The sequence below is a fragment of the Kibdelosporangium aridum genome, assembly GCF_900176515.1.
Lineage (GTDB): Bacteria > Actinomycetota > Actinomycetes > Mycobacteriales > Pseudonocardiaceae > Kibdelosporangium > Kibdelosporangium aridum.
Window position 1 is genome coordinate 258,337 of the sequence record NZ_FWXV01000009.1, and the last position, 21,329, is coordinate 279,665.

The 21,329-nt window shown below is 65.4% G+C and carries 18 protein-coding genes and 1 pseudogene; 5 read left to right on the forward strand and 14 right to left on the reverse strand.

Annotated features, from left to right (window positions below):
• Nucleotides 1-631: 631 nt before the first annotated feature.
• Nucleotides 632-1,093: pseudogene (locus B9C43_RS39420) on the reverse strand (lysophospholipid acyltransferase family protein); the annotation flags it as partial.
• Between B9C43_RS39420 and B9C43_RS58945 the strand changes: the two are divergent.
• Nucleotides 1,058-1,303, forward strand: a complete 246-nt coding sequence (locus B9C43_RS58945) for a hypothetical protein (RefSeq protein WP_235039136.1) — start codon at nt 1,058-1,060, stop codon at nt 1,301-1,303. The pseudogene B9C43_RS39420 and the gene B9C43_RS58945 sit on opposite strands and share 36 nt — an antisense overlap.
• A 192-nt stretch (nt 1,304-1,495) precedes the next feature.
• On the forward strand, nt 1,496-1,858 hold the full coding sequence (locus tag B9C43_RS57840; RefSeq protein ID WP_200825920.1) for a hypothetical protein: 363 nt from the start codon (nt 1,496-1,498) through the stop codon (nt 1,856-1,858).
• On the opposite strand, the gene B9C43_RS39435 is transcribed toward B9C43_RS57840, so the two are convergent.
• From B9C43_RS39435 to add, 10 genes are all read right to left on the reverse strand, one after another.
• The gene (locus tag B9C43_RS39435) at nt 1,810-2,040 is read right to left on the reverse strand and encodes a DUF397 domain-containing protein (RefSeq protein ID WP_084432405.1); all 231 of its coding nucleotides are present in this window, start codon (nt 2,038-2,040) and stop codon (nt 1,810-1,812) included. The genes B9C43_RS57840 and B9C43_RS39435 overlap by 49 nt on opposite strands.
• Before the next feature lie 6 nt (nt 2,041-2,046).
• The gene (locus tag B9C43_RS39440; protein WP_084432409.1) at nt 2,047-2,895 is read right to left on the reverse strand and encodes a helix-turn-helix domain-containing protein; all 849 of its coding nucleotides are present in this window, start codon (nt 2,893-2,895) and stop codon (nt 2,047-2,049) included.
• Nucleotides 2,896-2,975: 80 nt separating this feature from the next.
• On the reverse strand, nt 2,976-3,362 hold the full coding sequence (locus B9C43_RS58950; protein ID WP_235039108.1) for an FHA domain-containing protein: 387 nt from the start codon (nt 3,360-3,362) through the stop codon (nt 2,976-2,978).
• Nucleotides 3,363-3,628: 266 nt separating this feature from the next.
• Nucleotides 3,629-4,921, reverse strand: a complete 1,293-nt coding sequence (locus B9C43_RS39450) for a vWA domain-containing protein (RefSeq protein WP_235039109.1) — start codon at nt 4,919-4,921, stop codon at nt 3,629-3,631.
• The gene (locus B9C43_RS39455) at nt 4,918-5,898 is read right to left on the reverse strand and encodes a PP2C family protein-serine/threonine phosphatase (RefSeq protein WP_084432418.1); all 981 of its coding nucleotides are present in this window, start codon (nt 5,896-5,898) and stop codon (nt 4,918-4,920) included. Before B9C43_RS39455 ends, B9C43_RS39450 begins: the two co-directional genes overlap by 4 nt.
• A 15-nt stretch (nt 5,899-5,913) precedes the next feature.
• On the reverse strand, nt 5,914-8,130 hold the full coding sequence (locus tag B9C43_RS39460; protein ID WP_084432422.1) for a serine/threonine-protein kinase: 2,217 nt from the start codon (nt 8,128-8,130) through the stop codon (nt 5,914-5,916).
• Complete coding sequence (locus B9C43_RS39465; protein WP_084432425.1) at nt 8,127-9,299, reverse strand: hypothetical protein; 1,173 nt, start codon at nt 9,297-9,299, stop codon at nt 8,127-8,129. Before B9C43_RS39465 ends, B9C43_RS39460 begins: the two co-directional genes overlap by 4 nt.
• Before the next feature lie 6 nt (nt 9,300-9,305).
• Nucleotides 9,306-10,277, reverse strand: a complete 972-nt coding sequence (locus tag B9C43_RS39470; protein ID WP_084432428.1) for a glutamate ABC transporter substrate-binding protein — start codon at nt 10,275-10,277, stop codon at nt 9,306-9,308.
• Complete coding sequence (locus tag B9C43_RS39475; RefSeq protein ID WP_033384786.1) at nt 10,274-11,584, reverse strand: hypothetical protein; 1,311 nt, start codon at nt 11,582-11,584, stop codon at nt 10,274-10,276. The genes B9C43_RS39470 and B9C43_RS39475 overlap by 4 nt, the downstream gene beginning before the upstream one ends.
• 143 nt (nt 11,585-11,727) lie before the next feature.
• Nucleotides 11,728-12,732: an adenosine deaminase gene (add, locus tag B9C43_RS39480; RefSeq protein WP_084432431.1), complete on the reverse strand. Its 1,005-nt coding sequence runs from the start codon at nt 12,730-12,732 to the stop codon at nt 11,728-11,730.
• Nucleotides 12,733-12,900: 168 nt separating this feature from the next.
• Here add and B9C43_RS39485 point away from each other — a divergent pair, with 168 nt between their 5' ends.
• The 3 genes from B9C43_RS39485 to B9C43_RS39495 all read left to right on the forward strand — a co-directional run bounded on the left by B9C43_RS39485 (nt 12,901) and on the right by B9C43_RS39495 (nt 16,901).
• Entirely contained in the window at nt 12,901-14,259 is a 1,359-nt protein-coding gene (locus tag B9C43_RS39485; RefSeq protein WP_084432434.1) for an MFS transporter, read from the forward strand.
• A gap of 30 nt (nt 14,260-14,289) precedes the next feature.
• Nucleotides 14,290-16,092 (forward strand): Xaa-Pro dipeptidyl-peptidase, encoded by a 1,803-nt coding sequence (locus B9C43_RS39490; protein WP_235039110.1) that lies wholly within the window; start codon nt 14,290-14,292, stop codon nt 16,090-16,092.
• A gap of 125 nt (nt 16,093-16,217) precedes the next feature.
• Complete coding sequence (locus tag B9C43_RS39495; RefSeq protein ID WP_033384781.1) at nt 16,218-16,901, forward strand: PP2C family protein-serine/threonine phosphatase; 684 nt, start codon at nt 16,218-16,220, stop codon at nt 16,899-16,901.
• Here B9C43_RS39495 and B9C43_RS39500 read toward each other — a convergent pair.
• The 3 genes from B9C43_RS39500 to B9C43_RS39510 form a co-directional block, all read right to left on the reverse strand.
• On the reverse strand, nt 16,879-17,697 hold the full coding sequence (locus tag B9C43_RS39500; protein WP_235039111.1) for an alpha/beta fold hydrolase: 819 nt from the start codon (nt 17,695-17,697) through the stop codon (nt 16,879-16,881). The two genes, B9C43_RS39495 and B9C43_RS39500, sit on opposite strands and share 23 nt — an antisense overlap.
• A gap of 70 nt (nt 17,698-17,767) precedes the next feature.
• Nucleotides 17,768-19,144, reverse strand: a complete 1,377-nt coding sequence (locus B9C43_RS39505) for a glycoside hydrolase family 27 protein (protein ID WP_084432443.1) — start codon at nt 19,142-19,144, stop codon at nt 17,768-17,770.
• A 10-nt stretch (nt 19,145-19,154) separates the two neighbouring features.
• Complete coding sequence (locus B9C43_RS39510) at nt 19,155-21,329, reverse strand: alpha-galactosidase (protein ID WP_143446912.1); 2,175 nt, start codon at nt 21,327-21,329, stop codon at nt 19,155-19,157.

Genomic DNA, 21,329 nt, shown 5'->3' on the forward strand with positions numbered 1-21,329 from the left:
TGCGAAATTGGGTGGCCCCTAGTCAAGAGCTTCCGTGGCTTCCGCTGCGGCCGTATCTCGTAAAGAACGAACGTCTCGTTGAACTGGTGGCAGGTTTGGAGTCGGTCGGCTTTCGCGTTGTTCGAACAGATGTTGACGTCGAGTCGGCCGACGTGGAAAATAATCTTCTTGTGGGTCTCTCCCAATCTCTCGACTTAAGCCTGCTGGGAGCTGGGCATTGGTCGGCCTTCGCTGACCGTATGATCGACTTGAAACGGTCCGATGGGCCGCCTGTCGCTGTTGTGATATCCGGCTTGGACGCGGTGGCTTCGCTTGATGTATACCGATTTACCAGGTGTGTAACGAATCTTTTGACAATCACTGACGGTTTGGGGGCTCAGGATGCATCGGCCGGTAGACAGGTCGAGTACTTTTTCGTCGGTAGTTAAATAGGCCTTTCGAACCCGCATTGCCACCTAGCATGAGGGGGTGTGTTTCATGCTATTATCGGCGCGGGTGGCACTGGGGAAATGCTGACGACTTTGGCTGTATCGCGTCGGTGACCGGGATACCATTGCGGGTGTCGCTTTTAGCAGAACGATTCTGAAGCGTCACCGCTGAGATGGTTTGAGGACCGCTTCCGTGCGTCCGGCTATCGGAGGTCGCAAGTAGCGGCCTCTTCAGGTGTGGGGGCGGTGCCGCCGAGGTGGGTGGGCAGCCACCATGGATCATCAGCGGCCTTGGGTGTGTCTGGGTAGTCGCGCTGGGCTTGGTCGAGCAGGGCGGCCATTCGGGCGCGCAGGTCTTGGGTGAGGGCGTCTTGGTCGTCCTGCGGGGTTGGTTGGAAGGGTTCGCCTGCGCGGATCAGGATGGGGACGTGGCGCTGGGTGAGGTTCTTGGGGTGGCCTTTGGTCCAGAGGCGTTGGCTGCCCCATACCGTCATCGGGATGACCGGGACGCCTGCTTCCGCGGCCATCCGTACGGCGCCGGTTTTGATTCCCTTGACAGTGAATGACTGGCCGATGGTCGCCTCGGGGAACACCCCGACCACCTCACCGGCCCGCAGCGCGGTTACGGCTTGTTGGTACGGGGCTTGGCCTGCGTGCCGGTCGACCCGGTGCGTGAATCGGTGGCACCGCTTCGTGTCATCGTCTCTAATCAGGGCTTCTTCACCGACGACGACTACTACACGGGGCGGAAGTTGACGGCCAAGATCCTCAGTCGTGTCGAGGACGGACCTCATGTACAGCCGCAACGGCGGGACGCCGACGCGGCGGCGTTGTCCTACCCAGTTCCGCACATCGTGGGCGCCGGATCACTTTGAGATCAGTGGGGATTCTCGGTATCGGCGGTTCTGGACCGGTGGTCTACGTCGATGAGGACCGGGTACCCAGACAAGTCGGGCGGTCCTTCGAGGAGTTCTTGGGCATTCGGTATTGATTGAATGGTGTAATGGCTGGTGGCGTACAATATAACCTTTTACAGCCAAACTGCGTTGGAGGAGCCTGAATCGGCCATGGCCAGGCTCTTGCTCGAGATGACGAACGCCGGGACATGCGTTCTTGCCTCCGGGCGCTCATTCGGCGCAGGGTGGACGCACGCTGGCTTGCATCTTGAGTCGGAGTCTGCCGAGAATGCCGTCCTGCTCGAGGTCCGCAACGACGCGCAGATTGTCCAGGCGATGATTCGTGAGGTCGAATGTGAGGACTTCTCTGGGCGGGTCAGGCAGGCGAACACGGTGTTCACGCTGACCTTGGTGGGGACGGACGTCAATTGGGGGCTCGTGCGTGCGGTGTGGCAAGGGATCGAGGCTCTGTGGCCCACAGTTGCCTACGATGAGGCTTCCGGGTTCGATGTCGGCGTCGACATGATCGGATGAGCAGCCCTTCGGAAGTGACTGGTGAGGTCGTGCCAAGTGGGTTCTGGGATGGTGAGGGTGCCTGCGGTGCGGTTCTTGGTGTCGCGAATCGCAACGATGCCCGGGGTGCAGGCGACTTCGACGCAGGCGGACTCAGTGCCGCTGTAGCTGGACTTGCGCCAGCGGGCTTTCTCAAGATCCATTTTGTCTCAGCTTCTGTCATAGTGGGCTGCCTTGTCGGCCAGGAAGTTCACCGATTCGAGTGGTCCCAGCGCTGTCTTCATCAGCGTAGTGGTCGCCTGGTGGAACGGGGCTACGTCTTCTGGCTGATCGATGAAGCCCGATGACCTCTTGTGCTCCAGCAGGACGATTGGGCGGGCCTTCGGGAACTCGAGGGTGATGAATGAGCCGTCCAGGCCGGTGTGGGCGCCGCGAGCGAAGGGGATCACACGCACCTCGATATTGGGATATGTGGCCAGGGTGATGATGTGGCGTAGTTGTGCGGCCATCACATGTGGGTCGCCGACGGGGCGGCTGACGGCGGCTTCGTCGATGATCGTGAGGTACTGCGGAGGGCGGGGCTGGGTCAGGATTCGTTGGCGGCCGATTCGCGTCGCCACGAGCGATCTCATTGTGGGCCCTGGAACCTGGCCAGCCATCATGAGTTCGCGGATGTACTCCGGGGTTTGCATCAGACCTGGGATTCGGAGCATCGCGATTTCGACGATGCGAGTTGCCTCGGACTCGAAGTTGATCAGTGCCCGCAGGTGCTTGGATGGCGCCGCATCCGTTGTCTCCCACCACTCCGGCAGGTCTGCTTCGCGGGACATCGCGAGTAGTCGCTCTCGTTCCGCACCTGTCACTCCGTAGGCCACCAGCAGCGCTGACATGTCTTCCGGCGTGACGACTCGGTTTCCCCGCTCCATCCGGTTCAGGCTCGCCGGCGACATGCCTACGCGCCTGGCTGCGTCGCGCGTGTTCAGGCCTGCCGATGTACGGAGGTCTTTCAACTCTGCCGCCAGGCCTCGGATCCGGGCTGTTCCGCGCTTCTTTGTCATGCGCGGATTCCATCGCTTCCGCCACCTGCCCCGCCATTACACGATTGGGGCAGGTGTCTCCCTCGGTGGGACGAGACTCCTCAGTCCGCGTGCAGCGTTATCGTCGTCCAGGCTCCGATGTGGACACGATCACCGTCTTCCAATGTCCTGGGGGTGTTGGGTTTCAGCATGTCCCGCCGGTAGTTCAGCGTCGTTCCGTTGGCGCTGTTGATGTCCACGATCGCCCAGCCGCCATCTGCTTCCGCCACCAGCAACGCATGTAACCGGGACACTCCCGGGTCTTCCGGTGGCCCGGTCAGGTCGATGTCCGGTTGGATTCCTCGCGTCGCGCTTCGCCGCCCGATGCTCACCTGCTCGCCGTGCAGTTCGAAGTGACGGTCCGGGCAGTACGGCGGGAACATGATCGTGTCCGCGTCCGGTCCTCCGTCCGCTTTCACGCTCTCGTAGTACTTCCGGTCCGCCGACACCACCACTGACCATGTACGTGCAGTGGTGACCGGCGGCGGTTCTTCCGTAGCGACAGCAGGAGCGGAACGGGGTTGGGGTGTGGCGAGCGAGTCCGCGCCGCAGTCCTCGCAAAACCTGTCATCCAGGGGCGCGCCGCAGGACGGGCACTCGCGGACCTGCACTGGCTCCGGTGCCACTTCGGCCACCGGTGTGGGTGAGGACGCGGCGAGGCCGCAGATCTCACAAAAGCCGTCTTCTCCCCATGAGTGTTCACACGTCGTGGACATCAGTCCTCCTCGGACTTTCTGCCGACGCGTTTGGTCACCTGCGATCTGCTTTCCAGCGTCATCGCGTCGACCGCCGCCACTTCACGCTTCAGCCGGATCGTGCCGTGCGCGGGGTCCACCACGTCCACTACTTTCGCCAACAGCTTCGCCGTGTCCTCATGGCCGGATTCGTGGGCCAGTTTCACCGCACGCCCCAGCTTCGCCGTCGCCGTTTCGATCTGGCCGGCTCGTTGGGCGTCCAGGCCTTCCTCGATCACCGATGCCAGTTCCGCTTGGCCGGTGTAGTGGGCCACTTCCGGATTGATCTTCGTCGACAACGCCGTGTCGTCGGTCCACACCGCCAGGATTTGGCCTTTGCCAAGCACGTCCCCGGTTGGCGAGACCAGGCTTACGCGGCCAGCCAGCATCTTGTCGCCGATGTTCGCCGGGTTCACTTGGATGCACACGTGGTAATCGCGGCTTTCCGAGCCCCACGCTCCGGTCGGGTAGTCCCCGCTTCGGGGCGCGGACTCCACGCGACGCCCAGTCAGATCGGTTAGGGTCGGTTCGACCTGCTTGACGAACTTCACCGTGGCACCTTGCGGCGTCCACAACCGCAGCGCCACGTCCGCGATCTCCTTGCCCATCGCGTTCGACGTCATCGCGCGGAAGTCCGCTTCCAGACCCGACGGCTCCGCCACGATGTCCACCGTGCCCAGCAACGCCGTGGAGATCTTCCGCAATTCCTTGACTTCCCAGTCCGTTCCGACGCCACGGCAGTCGCAGACGAAACTCCCGGTGACCGTTTCCAGGATCCGCTCGAGCTTCTTCGGGCGCTCGTGCACGTTCTGGCCGTCGGTCAGCAGGATCGCGTGCCGCAACGGGTTCTGCTGAGTCGCGAACAGCTCACGCGCCAGCAGAAGCCATTCGCCCATCGCGGTTCCGCCGTCGGCACGCAACGCGCTCACCGCGCGCTTGGCTTCCTCGCGTGACAAGGCCGTCGCTGGGCGCATGCCGAGCCGAGGCGGGTACACCAGGTCGGCACGTTCCGAGCCGGACACCACGGCGAAGTTCACGCCGTCGCGCAACGCGTCGATCGCCGCGTTGGTCGCGACCTTCGCCGCGGCGAGCTTGGTCGGTGGGTGCTGCATCGAACCCGAGGTGTCGATGATGATCACTTCGGCGGCTTGGGCGTCCGACGTCACTGCCGGAGTAGCGTTGCCCGAAGCCGTGACTGTCACGATCGCGTTGACCTCCGCCGCTCCCTGCGGCAGATACTCGTTCTGGTAGACCTCGATCTGAAAATCCGTCACGGCACTCTCCCCTCCCAAGGAACCACCACAACGGTGATGTTGTCGTGCCCGCCGAGCTCATTGGCGATACTCGTCAACTCGGCCGCGACTTTCAACGGTTCGGCGTCCGCGACCTTCGCCGCCAACGACTCCGCGTCCGGCAGGTAGTTCCACAGGCCGTCACTGCACAACAACAGCCTGCCCGGTGCCTCCGGCTTGAGCACCGTCACGTGCGGCGGCGCCTGCTCGGCGTCCGCGCCGACCCAACGGGCCAAGGCGTGCGCGTTCAGGCTCGCCGACGCCTCTTCCTCGTCCATCCCGGCCGCGACCAGCTGCGCCACCAACGTGTCGTCGGTGGTCAGCCTGCGGGAGGGCACATCGGGGGAGGAGGACACCCAATAAGCCCTGCTGTCACCGATCCAGCCGACCGTGATCTCCGAAGGCGTCACGACGGCCGAGACGAACGTGCACGACGGCGCTGTTTCCGGAGAGTTCGGGCGCGCCAGTTCGCTGGTCGCCGCATAGGCCGCCGCGGCGCCATCCTCCGTCGCCGAACGCGGGGAAGAGCCGGAGAGCAGTGAGTCCACAATGGACTCCAAGGCCGCGTCGACCGCTGTCTGGGACGCGGAGTCCGCTCGTTCCGTCGAGCCGACGCCGTCGCACACCACCGCGACAACCGTTTGCGGCGAGCCCAACGGACCCACCACGCCGAAGGCCATGGAATCCTCGTTACGCACCCGCGCCCTGCCGCGGTCACTCACCCCGGCCACCAGTTCGAGGTCGTACTCCATCCGGTCCCGTCCGGCCGGCTGGGCCCGGCCGCACGTCTCGCAGAACCCGTCGGCCGCCACCGCGGAACCGCAGCCGACGCACCCGGCATCGCCGACGCGGCCGATCGGCCCGCCGGACGGTGTCCTGCGCAACTGCAGGCTGCCGCCGCAGTTCTCGCAGTAGCGGTCGGTCGCCTCGGCAGGCTCTCCGCAGTCAGGGCAATTCACGTGCTGTTCTCCCGCTCAGATCCAGGTCTTCGGCCGGATCCGGTTGGCGTGGTCGACCAGCGCGATGCGCTCCCGGCGGGTGGCGGCCTGCCGGGCCAGGGTCCGATACCACTTCTCCAGGCCGCGCCGGAGATCGTCTTCGACCAGCCGGCATCCCAACACCGTTCCAGATGCGCCCCGCGGCCCGCCACGGACCCACGAGTACGCGGATTCCAGCAGGTCACGAGATGCTTGGGCGCGCCGCGCGTCGTCAAGTTCCAACCCGGCCAACTGCCCACCGGCCACGACGAGATCCTGCTCGGTCAGCCCGTCCGAGCGGGAGATCCCGGTCCGCGCCTTGATCGCGGCCAGTTGCGCGGCGAGGTAATGACTCGATGTGTCCGGCACAGAATTCAAGACGTCCACGGCCTCATGTCGTTCCCCCTTGGCCAGCAAAGCTCGCGCAAGGCCGAACGCCGCGCTGATGTACGACCTGTCCGTGCGCCACACCGCCCGGTAGTACCGGTCAGCGTCGGCCATGTCCCCCGAGGCCTCCGCGCACGCCGCGATCGCCAGTTTGGGCGCGGCCTCACCAGGAAGGATGTCGTACACGGTCTCGAACGACATCCGCGCCTGCGGGGCGTTGTGCGCGGCCAACGCGGCAAGCCCACGGTGCCACGGCAACCGCCAGTCGCCGGGCTCGCATTTGGCCGAGTTCAACGTCTTCTTGGCGGCCATCTCGTCGCCGATCTCGACGTACGCGCGCGCCAGCCGCAGTTTCACCTCCACGCTCTGCATCGGCGCGGTCTTCAGCTCCTTGATCAGCTCCTCGGTGCTGTCGGTGGCGATACCGGCGAGGAACCCCGCACCGGGGTCGGCCGCGTCGATCCGCGGGATCGGCAGCGACATCGCGATCTCGGCCATCTCCGGGGTCTTCTTCCCGATGCCGAAGGTGCGGCGTTCCGCGGTGAACTCGACCGAGATCCCCGGCCGGGGCTGGCCGTCCTCGGTCGCGGCCACCTCGCGGAACACGCCCTCCAGTTGGTCGCGCATCTCCTCGGCGGACCCGAAACGCTGTGCCGGATCGTTGTGCGTGGCACGCAGAAGCAACCGGTAGTACGACTCAAACTCGCCCAGCAACGGCTGTTCTGCCGTCCCGGGCAGCGAATTCTTGTACGTGGCGTGGAAATCGAACGGGAACGTCATCACGGCCAGGGCACGCCCGACCGTGTAGACATCCGTCACCGGCGACGGAAGTTCCTTGCCCACCTCGGGTGCTTGATACCCGGCCGTGCCGTAGATCGGGCTGTCCTCGTCGTCGACGTGCCGCACCGCGCCGAGGTCGATCAGCTTGAGCTGTTCCTCGACCTGGATCACGTTGTCCGGCTTGAAATCGCAGTACACCAGGCCGATCCCGTGCAGGTAGCCCAGCGCGGGCAGGATCTCGAGCGTGTACGCGATCGCCTGGGTCAGCGGCAGGCACGCGGTCTGGTCGCCGTTGGTGCGCAGCTGTTTGATCATGTCCTTGATGGACTCGCCGCCGACGTACTCCATCACGATGTAGCCGGTGGTCGACTCGCCGTGCTGGTGCTCGACGAAGTTGAAGATCCGCACGATGTTCGGGTGCTCGACCTGCGCGAGGAACCGTCGTTCGGCCATCGCCGCGGCCATCGCGTCCGCGTCACCGGTGTCCAGCAGGCCTTTCAGCACCACCCAGCGGTCGGCCACGGCGTGGTCCAGCGCCAGGTAGATCCAGCCGAGCCCGCCGTGCGCGATGCACCCGAGCACCTCGTACTGCCCGGCGACGACGTCACCGGCCTTGAGCTTGGGCGTGAAGTCGAAGTGGTGCCCGCATTTCGCGCAGAACCCGGTGACCCGGCCCGGCCTGCCTTCCCTGCCCCGGCCGACCTTGGCGCCGCACTTGCTGCAGAACCGTTTGTTCTCAGGGACTTCCGGGTTCTCCAGTACCGCTTCCCGCGGATCGCGTTTGGGCACAATGGGAACGTCCACGATGCCGCGGCCAAGCAGCCCGCGCCTGGTAGATCGCGTCGCACCCCGGCGGGACCGGGAGGTCGGGCCGCTGCTGCTGGACGTGGGCGTGCTCCACGCGGTCGGCTTGCTGGCCGACGAAGTCCGTACCGAAGATGAAGCCGTGGCAGCGGTTGCCGGAGACGGAGCTTCCAGACCGCACGTGTCACAGAAGCCGTCGTCGTCGATCGACCCGTCGCACCCCGAGCGCGGACAACTGGTCATGACGCACTCCTCTTGTCCTGCAGTGCTTGCTGGTACCGGTTGACCGCGCGAGTCGCGGCAGGAAGGTCACAGGGCGACGTGTACAGCACGCCGTGGGCTATCCGGTGCAGTTCGGCGAGTTCGAGGTCTTCGGCGTGGCCGAGCCGGTTGGCCTTGGCGCGATACGCCTCCAGACGGCCACGCAACTCCAGCCGTCGGTCCAACAGTCCGGTCCCCAGCCGCAATTGGGTACGGGCCTCGGCAAGGGCACTGGTCGCGTCCCGTTCCAGCTCTTCCAAGCCGGTCGCGAGTTCACGCCACTGCCCGGCACGCCATAGCTCTGGTAACTCAGCGAGCCGCGCACGCAGTGGGGCGACTGCTTCGGTGAGTCGTGGTAACCCGGGAGAGGCGATCTTCTGCATCACGATGGCGTACGCGACTTGCGCCTCCTCGTACGCGGCGCTGACCTCACCAAGCAACGCCTCAATACGAGCCATACGGTCGTCGAACGTGTCCTTGGCTGACGACAGGCGGCTCAACCGTGCACGAACGTCGGCCAGTTCGCTCGCCACACGTTGCGGCGGTCTGGCCGTATCGATGGCCATCGGATCCGCCAGGGCCAGCTCGCGGATCTGGGCGAGTTCCGCGTCGATCTTCGCCAGCGCGGGGTCGTCGACGCCGAGCGACGCAGCCAGCGCGGACACCGACCGCAGCTCCATTTCCAGGGGGTCGATCTGCTGGATCGTCGTGGTCCACGCGGTGTCCGCGGCGGCCAGCACCTCCGTGATCGCCTTGTAGGCGGCCTTCATCCGCTCGACGAGCTCGGTCAGCGTGACGCTGTCGACCACCATCGCCGGACCGGTCAGGCTGCGTTGGTCGATCGGCAGCTGCTGCGCGTTCAACTCGACGACCGGGTCGGTCAGCAGCGTCGTCAACGAGCCGAGGTCTCGACGGTCCAGCATGTCCTTGGCCAGCTCGACCATCCTGCGGTGCACGTTGAACTGTTCCCACAACACGGTCATCGCCGAACTGGCCTCAGCCCACCGCTGTTTCGTCAGCCCGGTCAGCGTGGCGTTGCGCAGCAGCTGATGACCGGCATGGGTGTCCATCGCGACAAGGGCGTCGGCCATCCGGTCGCTTTCGGAGCTGAGCCGCTGCAGTGCGCGGTCCGCCTCCTCATGGCTGAACACGGCCGATCAATCCTTGTACCGGGGCACAGGCGGGGCGGGCGGCGGTCCAGGGATCAGGCCGTCCAGCCAACGGTCGTAGGAGCTGCGCCACGTGCCGTTGGCCCGTGCCTGCTCCAGGACACCGTTGACAAACCGGACGAAATCCTCGTTTCCCTTGGGAATGGCCATCCCGTACGGCTCGGCGGCCACGGAGGGGCCGACGACCTCGGTGTAGCGGTCCTGCGCGGCCATGCCCGCCAGGATCACGTCGTCGGTGGACACCGCGTCGACTTGGCCCTGCTGCAGCATCACCAGGCAGTCGGTCCAGTCCGACACGGACACGCCGATCGGCTTGGACGGCGCGTTGGCGATGTTGCGCAAGGAAGTCGACCCTCTCGACGCGCAAACTCGCTTGCCGCCCAACGAGTCCATGCCGGTGAAGCCGGAGTTCTTCTTGACCAGCACCTGTTGCTGTGCCTCGTAGTACACCGCGGAGAAGTTCACGTCCACCAGCCGGTCGCACGTGATGCTCATGGTGCGCACCACGATGTCGACGTCACCCGCCTTCAACATCGGGATCCGCTGGTCGGACGTGATCGCCCGGAGCTGGATGGCGTTCGGGTCGCCGAACAGCGCGGCCGCGATGGCACGGGCCATGTCGATGTCGAAACCCTGGATCTCGCCGGTGAACGGGTCGCGGAAGCCCATGTGGTAGGTGTTCTGGTCCACGCCGACGCGCAGCTTCCCGCGCGCGACGATCTTCGCCATCGTCGAGTCCGCAGGCATGCCGCCCGGCGTGGGCATCGGGTTCAACGGCCGCAAACTGGCCAGTTTGTCGCCGCATTCCTGCACAGCGGCGGACGGTGGCGCGGTCATGTCGGCGGCGTTCGCCGGCTTGGGCACCACAGCACTGACAGTGGGGATCGTCGTTGTGCCCGTCGTGGACGTACAGCCCGCCAACACCGTGACGGCTGCGGCCAGCACCAGTGCGAGTCTCATCTGTACTCCTTCAGGCGCTGCCAGATCCCCGCCGTTGCCCCGACTGCGACGACGATGGCCAGCAGCGACACCACCACAACTGTGCCACCTAACGCGTCACTTGCGTCCGCTACGCGAGCGTTGAACGTGGCCCTCGTCCGGTCGATCGCCTCCCGTAGGTCCGTGTCGAGGTTGTCGACCGCTGTGCCGGAGCTTTCCGGGACAGGCGCGATCGCCAGCCGCACGGCGGCGGTGTAGTTGCCGCCGTCGTCCTGCCTGCGGATTTCTTCGTGTGCCTTGGCCCATGCCGCGCTGTTCGCCCGCGCCGAGGCGATCTCCTGGCTGACCGCTCCGTCGGTCACCTTGGACCCGGCCTCGTTGAGCAGCCCGGTCAGCTTCGTGCTCACCTGGACGTAGTCGTCCTGGTAGACCTTGCCGGTGCCGCGGGCGACGAGCGTGAGCGTCTCGTCGGCCCGGGCCTGCAGGGTCGCGATCCTGGCCCTGGCGAGCACGTCGACCTGGGAAGACCCCTCGACCCGGCTGTCGTCCACGCTCGAGATCACGCTGAACGTCGCGATGGACACCCACAGCAGCGAGATCACCGCGGCGCCGGTCGCGGCGACCAGGCCGACGTTGAACACGCGGTTGCTTCGCTGCCGGACGTACACCTGGGCGACGACCAGCACGCCGAGCACCGAGAGGCCGAGCAGCAGTTCGGCGATCGGGAACCCGCCCGCGCGGTCCTGGTCGGCGGACACGCGGGTGACTTCGGCGTCGTAGAGTTGTTGCGCCGCAGGCAAAAGCTGCGTCCGCATCAGGTTCGAGGCCTCACGCTGGTACGCGATTCCCAGCGGCAGGCCCTGGCGGTTGTTCACCCGCGCGGTCTCGACCAGGCCCGTGTAGACCGGCAGCTGGCCGGAAAGCGTGGCCAAGGGGCTGTTCGCGGCCGTCACGTCGCTTGTTTCGCGTGCCGCGACGGCGATCGCGAGGGCGTTGCTGGCCTGCGCGATGTCCTGCTCGTACCGGGCTCGCACGGCGGGCGGCTCAAGGCCGCCGGCCAGGAACGCGCCGCTCGCGGTGGCGTCCGCGTCCGACAGGCCCCGGTAGATCTCCTGCGCGGCCACGCTCAGCGGGCCGCTGCGGCTGGCCAGGTCCTCCAGGGCCTGGGCCCGGCGCTGCACGCTGACCGCGCTGAACACGCCCGCGGTCACGCCGACGACGATCAGCAGCAACGCGAGCGCGCCCAGCACGCCAGGTGTTGTCCGTGCCAGGTCCGTGACCTGACGTAACGGTCCGTTCTTCAACGCTCGATGGCTCGTGATCGTCATCCAGGGTCACCCGTGAACATGCCGCGACCACACCCCTCGCTACCCGGTTAACGCCCCGTTGCCGGTGATGATCCCCACAGTAACCCGAGGTGTGAACGGATGAGCTCAGATCGCAGCAACACCGGTGCCCCGATGTGATCCGCCTACTTCCCGAGCAGGGCCTTGATCTCGGCCAACAGGGCCTTTTTCACCTCTTGCGGAGCGTAGGAGGCTGCTACGCCGGTGCTCGCCAGCTCGGCAAGCTGGGCACGGTCGAAGGTGAACACTTCGTGACAGAGCAGGTACTCGTCGTTGAGCGTCGTGTGGAACATGCCGGGATCATCGGTTCCCAGGACGACTGGCACGCCCGCGGCGATGAGGTCGGGCAACGGGTGGTTCTCGATCGCGGCCACGGCTTTGGTGCGGATGTTGGACGTCGGGTTGACCTCCAGGGGGATGCGGTGCTCAGCGAGGTAGCTGACCAGCCGCGGATCCTGGATGGCGCTCGTGCCGTGACCGATGCGTTCGGCGTGCAGCTCGTTGATGGCCGCCCAGATGGTCTGCGGCCCGGTCGTCTCGCCCGCGTGAGGCAGGCAACGCAGCCCGTTGTCGGCAGCGACCGCGAACTGTTCACGGAACCATTCGCGCGGCACACCGATCTCCGGTCCGCCGAGGCCAAGGCCGACCGTTGCTTCCGGGCGGTGGTTGAGCACCCAGTCAAGGGTCGTCGGGCCGGCCTCCTTGCCAAGAAAGCCGTCGATGTCGAAGACCCAGGCGAATTCGACGCCGTACTGCTGCTTGGCGAGAACGCGTGCCTTGTTGAGGGTCTCGGTCAGCTCGTCCGGCTCCATCTCCTTGTTCAGGTGGGCTGTCGGCGTGACGGTGACCTCGGAGTATCGGATGTTGCTGGCGGCTTGGTCGCGCGCGAGGCCCAGCAACAGCGCGAGGACGTCCTCGCCGGTCCGGACGATGGAGTCGACTTTGACGTAGTTGTCGATGAAGTGCGCGAAGTCGTGGAACTCGTAGAAGTCGCGCAGTGCTTGCTCTTCGGTGGGCACACCGCGGTCAGGGTGGCGGCGGGCGAGCTCGAGGACCGTTGGGATCGAAGCGGATCCCACCAAATGGACGTGCAGTTCGACCTTGGGCAGCGCGGCGACGAAGTCTTTCATGACTCGGGAAGTCCTTGTGGTAGCCGGGAACAGACACACGTGTACTGCGGGCGTGCGTCAGCTAGGGAGCGAGGTCACCCCGCTCGTGGTCTTCCCCGTACAACGGAAATTCCGGCATGTGCCCAGCATAGGGTTGACGTCAAGAGTGATCAGTACTGAGATGCCACAATGGACTCACTGGAGCGGCCGTTCGGGGACGTCACGTGGCGTAAGGCAGCTAGGCGGCTGGTGCCGTACCTGGGGTTGCTGTACTTCATCAACTATCTCGACCGGGTGAACATCGGCTTCGCCGGCCCGGCCGGGCTGTCGAAGGAACTGGCGCTGACCGCGACCGCGTTCGGCTTCGCCTCAGGCATCTTCTTCATCGGCTACCTGATCCTCGAGGTGCCGAGCAACCTCGCGCTGCACAAGTTCGGCGCCCGTCGGTGGATCGCCCGCATCATGATCAGCTGGGGTGTGGTGGCGACGGCGACCGCCTTCGTGCCGAACGCGACCGTACTGATCATCCTGCGGTTCCTGCTCGGCGTGGCGGAAGCCGGCTTCTTCCCCGGCATCATCCTGTATCTCACATACTGGTTCCCGGCTCGTTACCGCGCTCGGATGGTCGCGTGGTTCATGGTCGCCATCCCGGTCTCCAGCGCGATCGGCGCGACCATCTCCGCGTTGCTGATCCGCCACGGTGAAGGCGTTTTCGGCTTGAGCGGCTGGCGGTTCATGTTCCTCGTCGAGGGCCTCCCGGCGATCCTGCTCGCGTTCGTGACGTGGTTCTTCCTGACCGACCGGCCCACCGAGGCGAAGTGGCTCACGCCTGCCGAGGGCAAGTGGATGCAGGAGCAGCTCGACGCCGAGCGGGCCAAGACCGAACAACAGCACCATTGGCCGTTGCGCAAAGCCCTGACGCACGGCCGGATCATCGGTCTCGCCTTCGTCTACTTTGGAAACGTCTACGGCCTGTACGCGCTCGGGTTCTTCCTGCCCAGCATCATCGCCGGGTTCCAGCAGCAGTTCGGCACCACGTTCTCGATCGTCGAACGTGGACTGATCACCGCGGTTCCCTATGTCTTCGGCGCGGTCGCGATGGTCTTCTGGGCACGGCACGGTGACCGGACGGGCGAACGTGTCTGGCACGTCGCGCTGCCGATGATCATCGGTGGCGTCACGATCCCGATCGCGTTGTACCTCGGCAGCCCGTTCGCCGTCATGGTCGCGGTGACCGTCACCGCGATCGGGATCTGCTGCGCGCTGCCCACCTTCTGGGCGTTGCCGTCGACATTCCTCGCGGGCACGGCGGCCGCGGGCGGCATCGCGCTGATCAATTCACTGGGCAACGTCAGCGGGTTCGTGGCGCCGTACATCACGGGCGGCCTCGAGGACTTGACCGGGTCTCAACGAACCGGTCTCTGGGTCGTCGGTGGCGTGATGATCGCCGGTGCGTTGCTGGCGATCGCGTTGAAGGCGGCACCGGGCAAGAATGCGACTTCCGGCGCCTTGACTGAAGAGTCCGGCACGGTGAAGGGTGCTGACTGACCTGGTCTGAGACTCTCTTTGGGGGTTGTCGTGCGGCGCGTACTCAGCGTGCTGGCAGCGGTTGCCGTAGCACTGCCTGTAATCCCTGCGTCCGCGCAAGCGGCGCAGGGACCTGTTTTCAAGGACGGTCAAGCACAGCCGGTGTTCGACCCAGCCGACATCGTCCGCGACAACGTATGGGTGACCGCGCCGGTCGACAGCGACCGTGATGGCAAAGACGACCTAGTACACGTCGAGGTGGTCAGACCCAGGGCCACCGAACAGGGTCTGAAGGTTCCGGTTGTCTACCAGGCATCCCCGTACTACGCGGGCGGTAACGACGTCGCGAACCACAACGTGGACGTCGAACTGCATTCGCCGACATGGCCGGGGCACCACCGCAACGGCACAGCCGGTGACGAACGCGTTGCCGCGGCCGTCGGCCCGAACCCGGCCATCACATGGCGTTACGAGCAGTACTTCACCGCGCGTGGGTTCGCGGTGGTGTACGCGGAGTCGTTGGGCAGTGGTCAATCGACCGGCTGCCCGACCTCCGGCGGCCGCAACGAGACCATCGGCGCGAAGTCCGTTGTGGACTGGTTGAACGGCAGGGCCAAGGCACGCGACGCCAACGGAACCGCGGTCAACGCCAAGTGGACCACCGGAAGCGTCGGCATGATGGGCGTTTCCTACAACGGAACGCTGCCGAACGCCGTCGCCACGACCGGTGTCCGTGGCCTGGACGCGATCGTGCCGATCGCCGCGATCTCCAGCTGGTACGACTACTACCGCCAGGACGGGGCCGTCGTCGCGCCGGGCACGTTCCAAGGCGAGGACCTCGACGTGCTCGCCGAGTACGTCTACACCCGTGCCGACAAGGAGATCTGCAAGCCGATCATCGAGGAGATCCGGCAGAAGCAGGACCGGATCACCGGTGACTACAGCGCGTTCTGGCACGAGCGCAACTACCTCAAGGACGTGCACAACGTCCGCGCAGCGACCCTGGTCGTGCACGGGCTGAGCGACTGGAACGTCAAGGACCTGCACGCCGAGCAGTGGTACGAGGCGATCAAGAAGGTCGGTGTGCCGCACAAGATCTGGTGGCACCAGGGTGCGCACGCGGACCCGTACAACATCCGCCGCGAAGAGTGGCTGGTCGCGCTGAACCGCTGGTTCACGCGCTACCTGTACAAGCAGCAGAACGGCGTGGAACGCGAACCGCGTGCGACCATCCAGCGTGAGGACAAGTCCTGGATCGAGGAAGCCGAATGGCCCGCGCCGGGCACCGCTGATGCCTCGCTGTACCTCGGCGCCGGTGGCACGGCCCGAGGCACTCTGGGCACCTCACCGACCCACCGCCAGGGCGTGGAGTCGCTGACCGACGACGCGACCAAGACCGCTGAGACGCTCGTCAACGCGGCCAGCTCGCCGCACCGCCTGTCGTACTCGACGGGCACGACCAAGAAGGACGTCCGGTTGTCCGGCCGGGGCAAGGTGGACCTGCGGGCCTCGTTCAGCCGTCCGGCGGCGAACATCACCGCGCTGCTGGTCGACCGGGCACCCGACGGCACCAGCAAGATCGTCACCCGGGGCTGGACCGACCCGCAGAACCGGCTCAGCCCCTGGCTGACCATCCCGGTCACGCCGGGGCGCGAGTACTCCGTCGAGGTCGAGTTCGAGCCCAAGGACTACGTCTTCGCGGCCGGTCACAAGATCGAGTTCGTGCTGTTGTCGAGTGACTTCGATTACACCCTGCGGCCCAAACCAGGCGCCGGGATCTCCCTCGACGTCGACGAAACCAGCCTTGACCTGCCGATTGTCGGTGGGAAGAAGGCGCTGCGGGAAGCGTTGTAAATCTTCGCCGCGTTGATGTTCTCAGTGGCGGGCATGCCTCGCGCTCAGCTGATGTTCAGCTGACCAAGGGACCCTGACAGTACGCGGCTGTCGGGGGCCGCTTGGCAGAGGTGGAGGGGCGCGACATGCTGCGCAACGAGGTGATCAGCTGGGACACCGCCAGCCGTCAGGGCGGTAGGCAGTTCAACGCGGACGCGGTCGGCGCGTCCAGGGACGGCGAGAGCGTGGTCTTCGCTCTCGCCGACGGAATCGGCGACTCGATTTGGGCGGGTGAGGCCGCCAGGGTCGCCTCAGGCGTAGCGGCCCGCACGCCCACGGCTGCGGGTCCCGTCGAAGCGGTACTGGCGGCTCAGCGCGCGCTGGAAGCCCTGAACACGGGCTCCGACGCGGTGCTTGTGGTCGCGATGCCGTACGCCGACGGCTATCAGGTCGCGTGGGTCGGAGACGCACGGGCGTACACGTGGGACGGCGTCTCGCTGGAGCAGGTGACGTCCGACCAGACCATGGCCGAGTACTTCCGGCTGCACGACTCGGTGCCTACGCCTCGGATGGAGCACGTGGTGACGAACTCACTGCGGACGACCTCCGAGGAGCGCATCGGCCGGGCGACCGTGACCGACTTCAAGAGCCTGCTGCTGTCCAGCGACGGCGTGCACAAGGTCGTTTCCCCGGAGACGATCCAGGCCGTGCTGGCCGAGCAGGGCACGACCACACTGTCCCGTGTGTCCACTTTGGTGGAGACCGCGATGGTGCTCGGCGGCAAGGACAACGCCACCGCGCTGCTGGTCACCAGTCACGAAGCCGAATGATCCAGTCGAGTGCTTCGGCGGAGCGGTTGAGCACGGAAATGTGACCGTCTCCTGGACTGCGCCGTAGTTCGGCCGTCGGGCATTGGGCGGCCAACCACACGCTATGACTCACGGGGATCATCCGGTCCTCGTCGCCGTGGAGCAAAAGCGTCGGGGCTGTTATCCGCGCAGGATCACAGCCCCACGGCGTGACATAGGCAATGTCGTCGTCGATCAGCCCATCCGGCCCCGCTGCGACCGCCGGGCCGACAACATCGTTGAGCCACGACTGCGAACCTGACAGTGCGTGGTGGTCCGCGGCGGTGAAAACCTCGGGATCGAATTCGGCCGACGCCTCATGTCTTTCCTTCGCCTCCCGCCCGGCTGTCGCGGCTCGGAGCGAGGCGGCACTGTGCATCCCGCCGAACCAGTCGAGTCCTTCGGCGTCAAAAGGAGCGACTGTGGCCATCGCGGCGACGGCGATCACCCGGTCTCCCAGCAGGGCGCCACAGGCGACCGCATGCGAGCCACCACCGGAGTGACCCATGACGGCGAACTCCTTGATGCCCAAGGAGTCAGCGACCGCGCTGACCAATCCTGCCGCAGAGCCGACAGTTCTGCCAGGTACGGGTGTGGACGTGCCGTAGGCCGGTCGGTCGTATGACACCCAGCGGATGCCGCGGGTGTTGGCGAGTGGTGGGGGAGGTGTCCCGAGATTCGGTGTGCCGTGGTGCCAGAACACCGTCAGGTCTGCCGGGCCAGTGTCGTAGATGTGCAGAACCTGCCCGTTCGGCAGGTTCAGGTCCCTTTCGATCACTGGGCCGAGAGTACGAGAACGCCGGTATGCGCGCGCAGGCAAGCAGCGCATACCGGCGTAGCTTTTCCGGTTACCAGACCTTCAGCAGTTTGGTGCCGTGCGGCGGGATCGTGGCTTCGAATCCGTCGCGGTGCTTGCCGAGGTACTTGTCCGCCCACACGTCACGCACGTGCTTGCGGCCGTCAAAACCGAAGTCCTGCCAGTTCGCCCGGACGGTCTTGGCCTCGGAACCGAGGTTGAACAACGCGACGGTGTACGAGCCGTCCTTGTTGCGTGCCCACCAGACCGGCTGGTCGGTGTTCGGGTCGACCGGCTTGGCCGGGCGGCCCTGCTGGTTGAGCGCGAGCACCTCGCGGTTGGTCAGCAGCTTCACACCCAGATCGTCCAGTTTGGTCACATCGTCGCCGACGTACAGCGGGGACGCGGTGATCGCCCAGAACGTCATGTAGCTGTAGCGCTCGTCGACGGTCAGGCCGTCCATCTCACCGTTGCCGACGTTGAGCGTGTCCAGGTCGTGCCAGCCGCCCGGGCCGGAGTGCTGGATCCACGGCGGCAGGTCCTTCCACCGGTCGTTGACCGAGCTCTCCCACGTCACCAGGGTCGAGCAGTAGCACTCGACGTCGGTGTCGATCCGCCAGCCGTTCGAGGAGGACTTCCAATCCTCGATGTAGTTGATGTCGATCGACCACGAGATCTCGATGTGCACCTTGCGGCCGGTCTTGTCGAACGCCTTGCGGTACGCGGCGATCTCGTCGCGGTTGTCGTACTGCGGGCCGCTCTTCCACGAGCCGGGGCCGACACCGTCGATCTTCAGGAAGTCGTAGCCCCAGTCGGCGAACATGGTCGCGATGGAGTCGATGTACTTCTGCGAGCACGGGTTCGAGAAGTCGATCTTGTACGAGCTGTCCCAGCCGTTGGTCGTCCGCTTGTCCGGGTAGACCAGGTCGTGGGTGCTGCAGCCGGGTGCGTCCTTGACCGGGAAGTCACCGTTGTCCACGACACCCTTGGCCAGCCCGACCGGGATGTAGATACCCGCCTTGAGGCCCTTTTCGTGGATGTAGTCGGCCATCCACTTCATGCCACGCGGGAACCGCTCCTTGTTCGGCGTGGGGCGGCCGTACTCGTCGTAGCCGAAGTTCCAGGCCCAGTCGGCCCACCAACCGGCATCCATGTTGATGTACTCGTAGCCGTAGCGCTTGAGCTTCGAGGCGACGGCGTCGGTCTGCTTGATGACGTTGGCCTCGCTCAGCCAGCTGTAGTCGCCCTTCGGGTTGAGCCCGGGGTACTTGCTGGACTGCATGCTCCAGCTGCTCCAACCCATGTACGGCAAGGCAGCCAGCTTGTCACGGCCGTAGCCGCTGTCGGCCTCTGGTGACGCCGATGCGGGAACCGTGACGGTGAGCGCGAGCGCCGCACCGAGCAGGTAGGTGAGTGGTCTTCTCAGCATTGGCCCTTCCCTACGAGTTGATCTTGAAGATGACCGCGTCCTCGCTCGGCACGGTGATCTCGGTGCGGCCTCGGGAACTGAACGTGTTGCCGGACCACAACTCCGTGAAGGTGTTGCGGTTCTGCAGACCGATTCGCTCCGGGTCGATCTGGAACTTGCGTGGACCCGACTTGTCGAAGTTGAACACGGCCAAGTACGTGTCGTTGCCGTTGTGCGACACGTACATGTTGTTGGCCTTGAAGCCGGTGTCCCCTTCGACCGGGCGGAACGTCCGGCCGATCTTGGCGATCGCGTTGATCCGCGGGTTGTTCAAGAACTTCTCGGCGCGGCGCTTGAGCTCCGGGTCACCCTTGGCGCTGTAGTCGTCGCTGATCAGGTAGACACCCGTGATCACGGCCGAGGTGACCCTGGCGCGGTTGTAGTTCTCCGGCCAGATCCGCGGCTGCGCCGGGTTCGTGCCGTCGAACAGCAGCGCCTTGTTGTCCTTGTCGTAGTAGTAGTTGCCGAACTGGATGTGGTCGCCGTCGTTGTACTCGTAGACCTCGTCCAGCCACCAGCCGTAGGTCACCGAGTTGAGCAGGTTCTCGGTGCTCTTCTGGTACAGGTCCGGCTTTTCCTCGTGCCAGTTGTTCATCGAGCCGTGCACGTCGCACGAGATCCGCCGGGCGTTGCCGTACTGGCCCATGAACAGCGGCGAGATCGCCAGGTCGATGAAGGTGTCCGGACCGGCCCAGTCGACGACCTTCTTCATCCCCTTGTGGAACGCCTGAAGTCCGGTGTGGACTGCCGGGTCGTACCAGCTGTCGGACTCCAGCATGCCGTGCGTGAAGAAGTCCATCTTCACGTAACGCACGCCGAGCTCACGGAACTTCGTCAACGCCAACCGGGAACGGTTGAGCACGCCAGGGTTCGTCGGGTCCAACGCCCAGCCGCCGTTGAGCATGATCGGCTCACCGTTGGCCTTCAACGCCATCTGCCGCAACGTCTGGTTCGGACAGCCGTCGCACAGCGCGGTCCCGCCGATCTGGTTGTCGATGCCTTCCTTCCAGAAGTTGGTGAACGGCTGGAAGTACAGCGCGGGCTCCTGGCCGTTGGCCTGCACGTGCGCGACGTAGTCCTCGACCTTCTTCCAGCTGGTGCCCGGGCTTTCGAACTGCCACTGCGGGTCCAGCATGGCGTCCCAGTACGAGTCGATGCCCACGTAGGGCTTCGTCTCGCCCTTGAACTCGGGCAGTTTCTGGGCGATGAAGTCGCTGGTCTCGTTCATCAGCGCGGGGTTGGCGACGGTCGAGCCCAGTCCGCCCCACGAGTTGTAGCCGAACGGTGTGCCCTTGTTCCACGTGCGGGTCCCGGTGACCTTGGCGTTCGCGCGGCCGAAAGTCTCCATGCCGGTGCGCCAGTCGTCGAAGTAGCCGACCATCATCCGTGGCGACGTCACGGTCGTGCCGGAGATCGGGCGGTGTGGCAGGGAATCGCGGTGGTGCTGGTACTTGTTGTCGGCCGTGCCGTAGTCGTACTGGTAGTCCGTCAGACCGGCGGTGACTTCGAGCCGGTCGAGCTTGCCACGACGGCCCTGCGCGGTGATGCCGGACTTCCAGGTGTCGTGGTCGATCGAGCCGAACACGAACCCGCGCCTGCTGGTGTCGTCGAAGACCGTGGTCACCTCGAAGCTGCGCTGCTTCGGCGTGACGTCGTTGATGGGCTTGGACTCGTAGCGGACCCACGCGTCGTTGTCGACCGGGACCAGCAGCATCCGGCGGTCACCATTCGTACCGATGTCCACGCCGCCGGGGGAGTCGACCACGATCGGGCTGATCTTGTTCGTGGTCAGTGTCGTGCCGGACGACAGCTCGACCTGGACGAAGAAGTGGTCGGGTCCGTCGAACGTGAACTTCTGCTTGAACGTCGGCAGGCCGTAGCGCTGACAGGTGACTTCGTTCGCGCGGTACCGGCAGGCGTTGCGATAGTCCTTTGTGGAAATCGTGCGATCGCCGAGCTGCACCTCGCTGGTGAAGTCCTTGATCCGCTTGGCACCACGCCAGTAGACGTCGGCGGTGCCCTTGCTCGTCTGGTAGACGACTCTCAGGTTGCCTTGGCCGAACGAGGCCGTCGAACTCGCTTCGGCCGGGCTGACCAAGCCGGCCAGCAACAGCAGCGATAAACCGGCTACAACACGTCTCTTCAT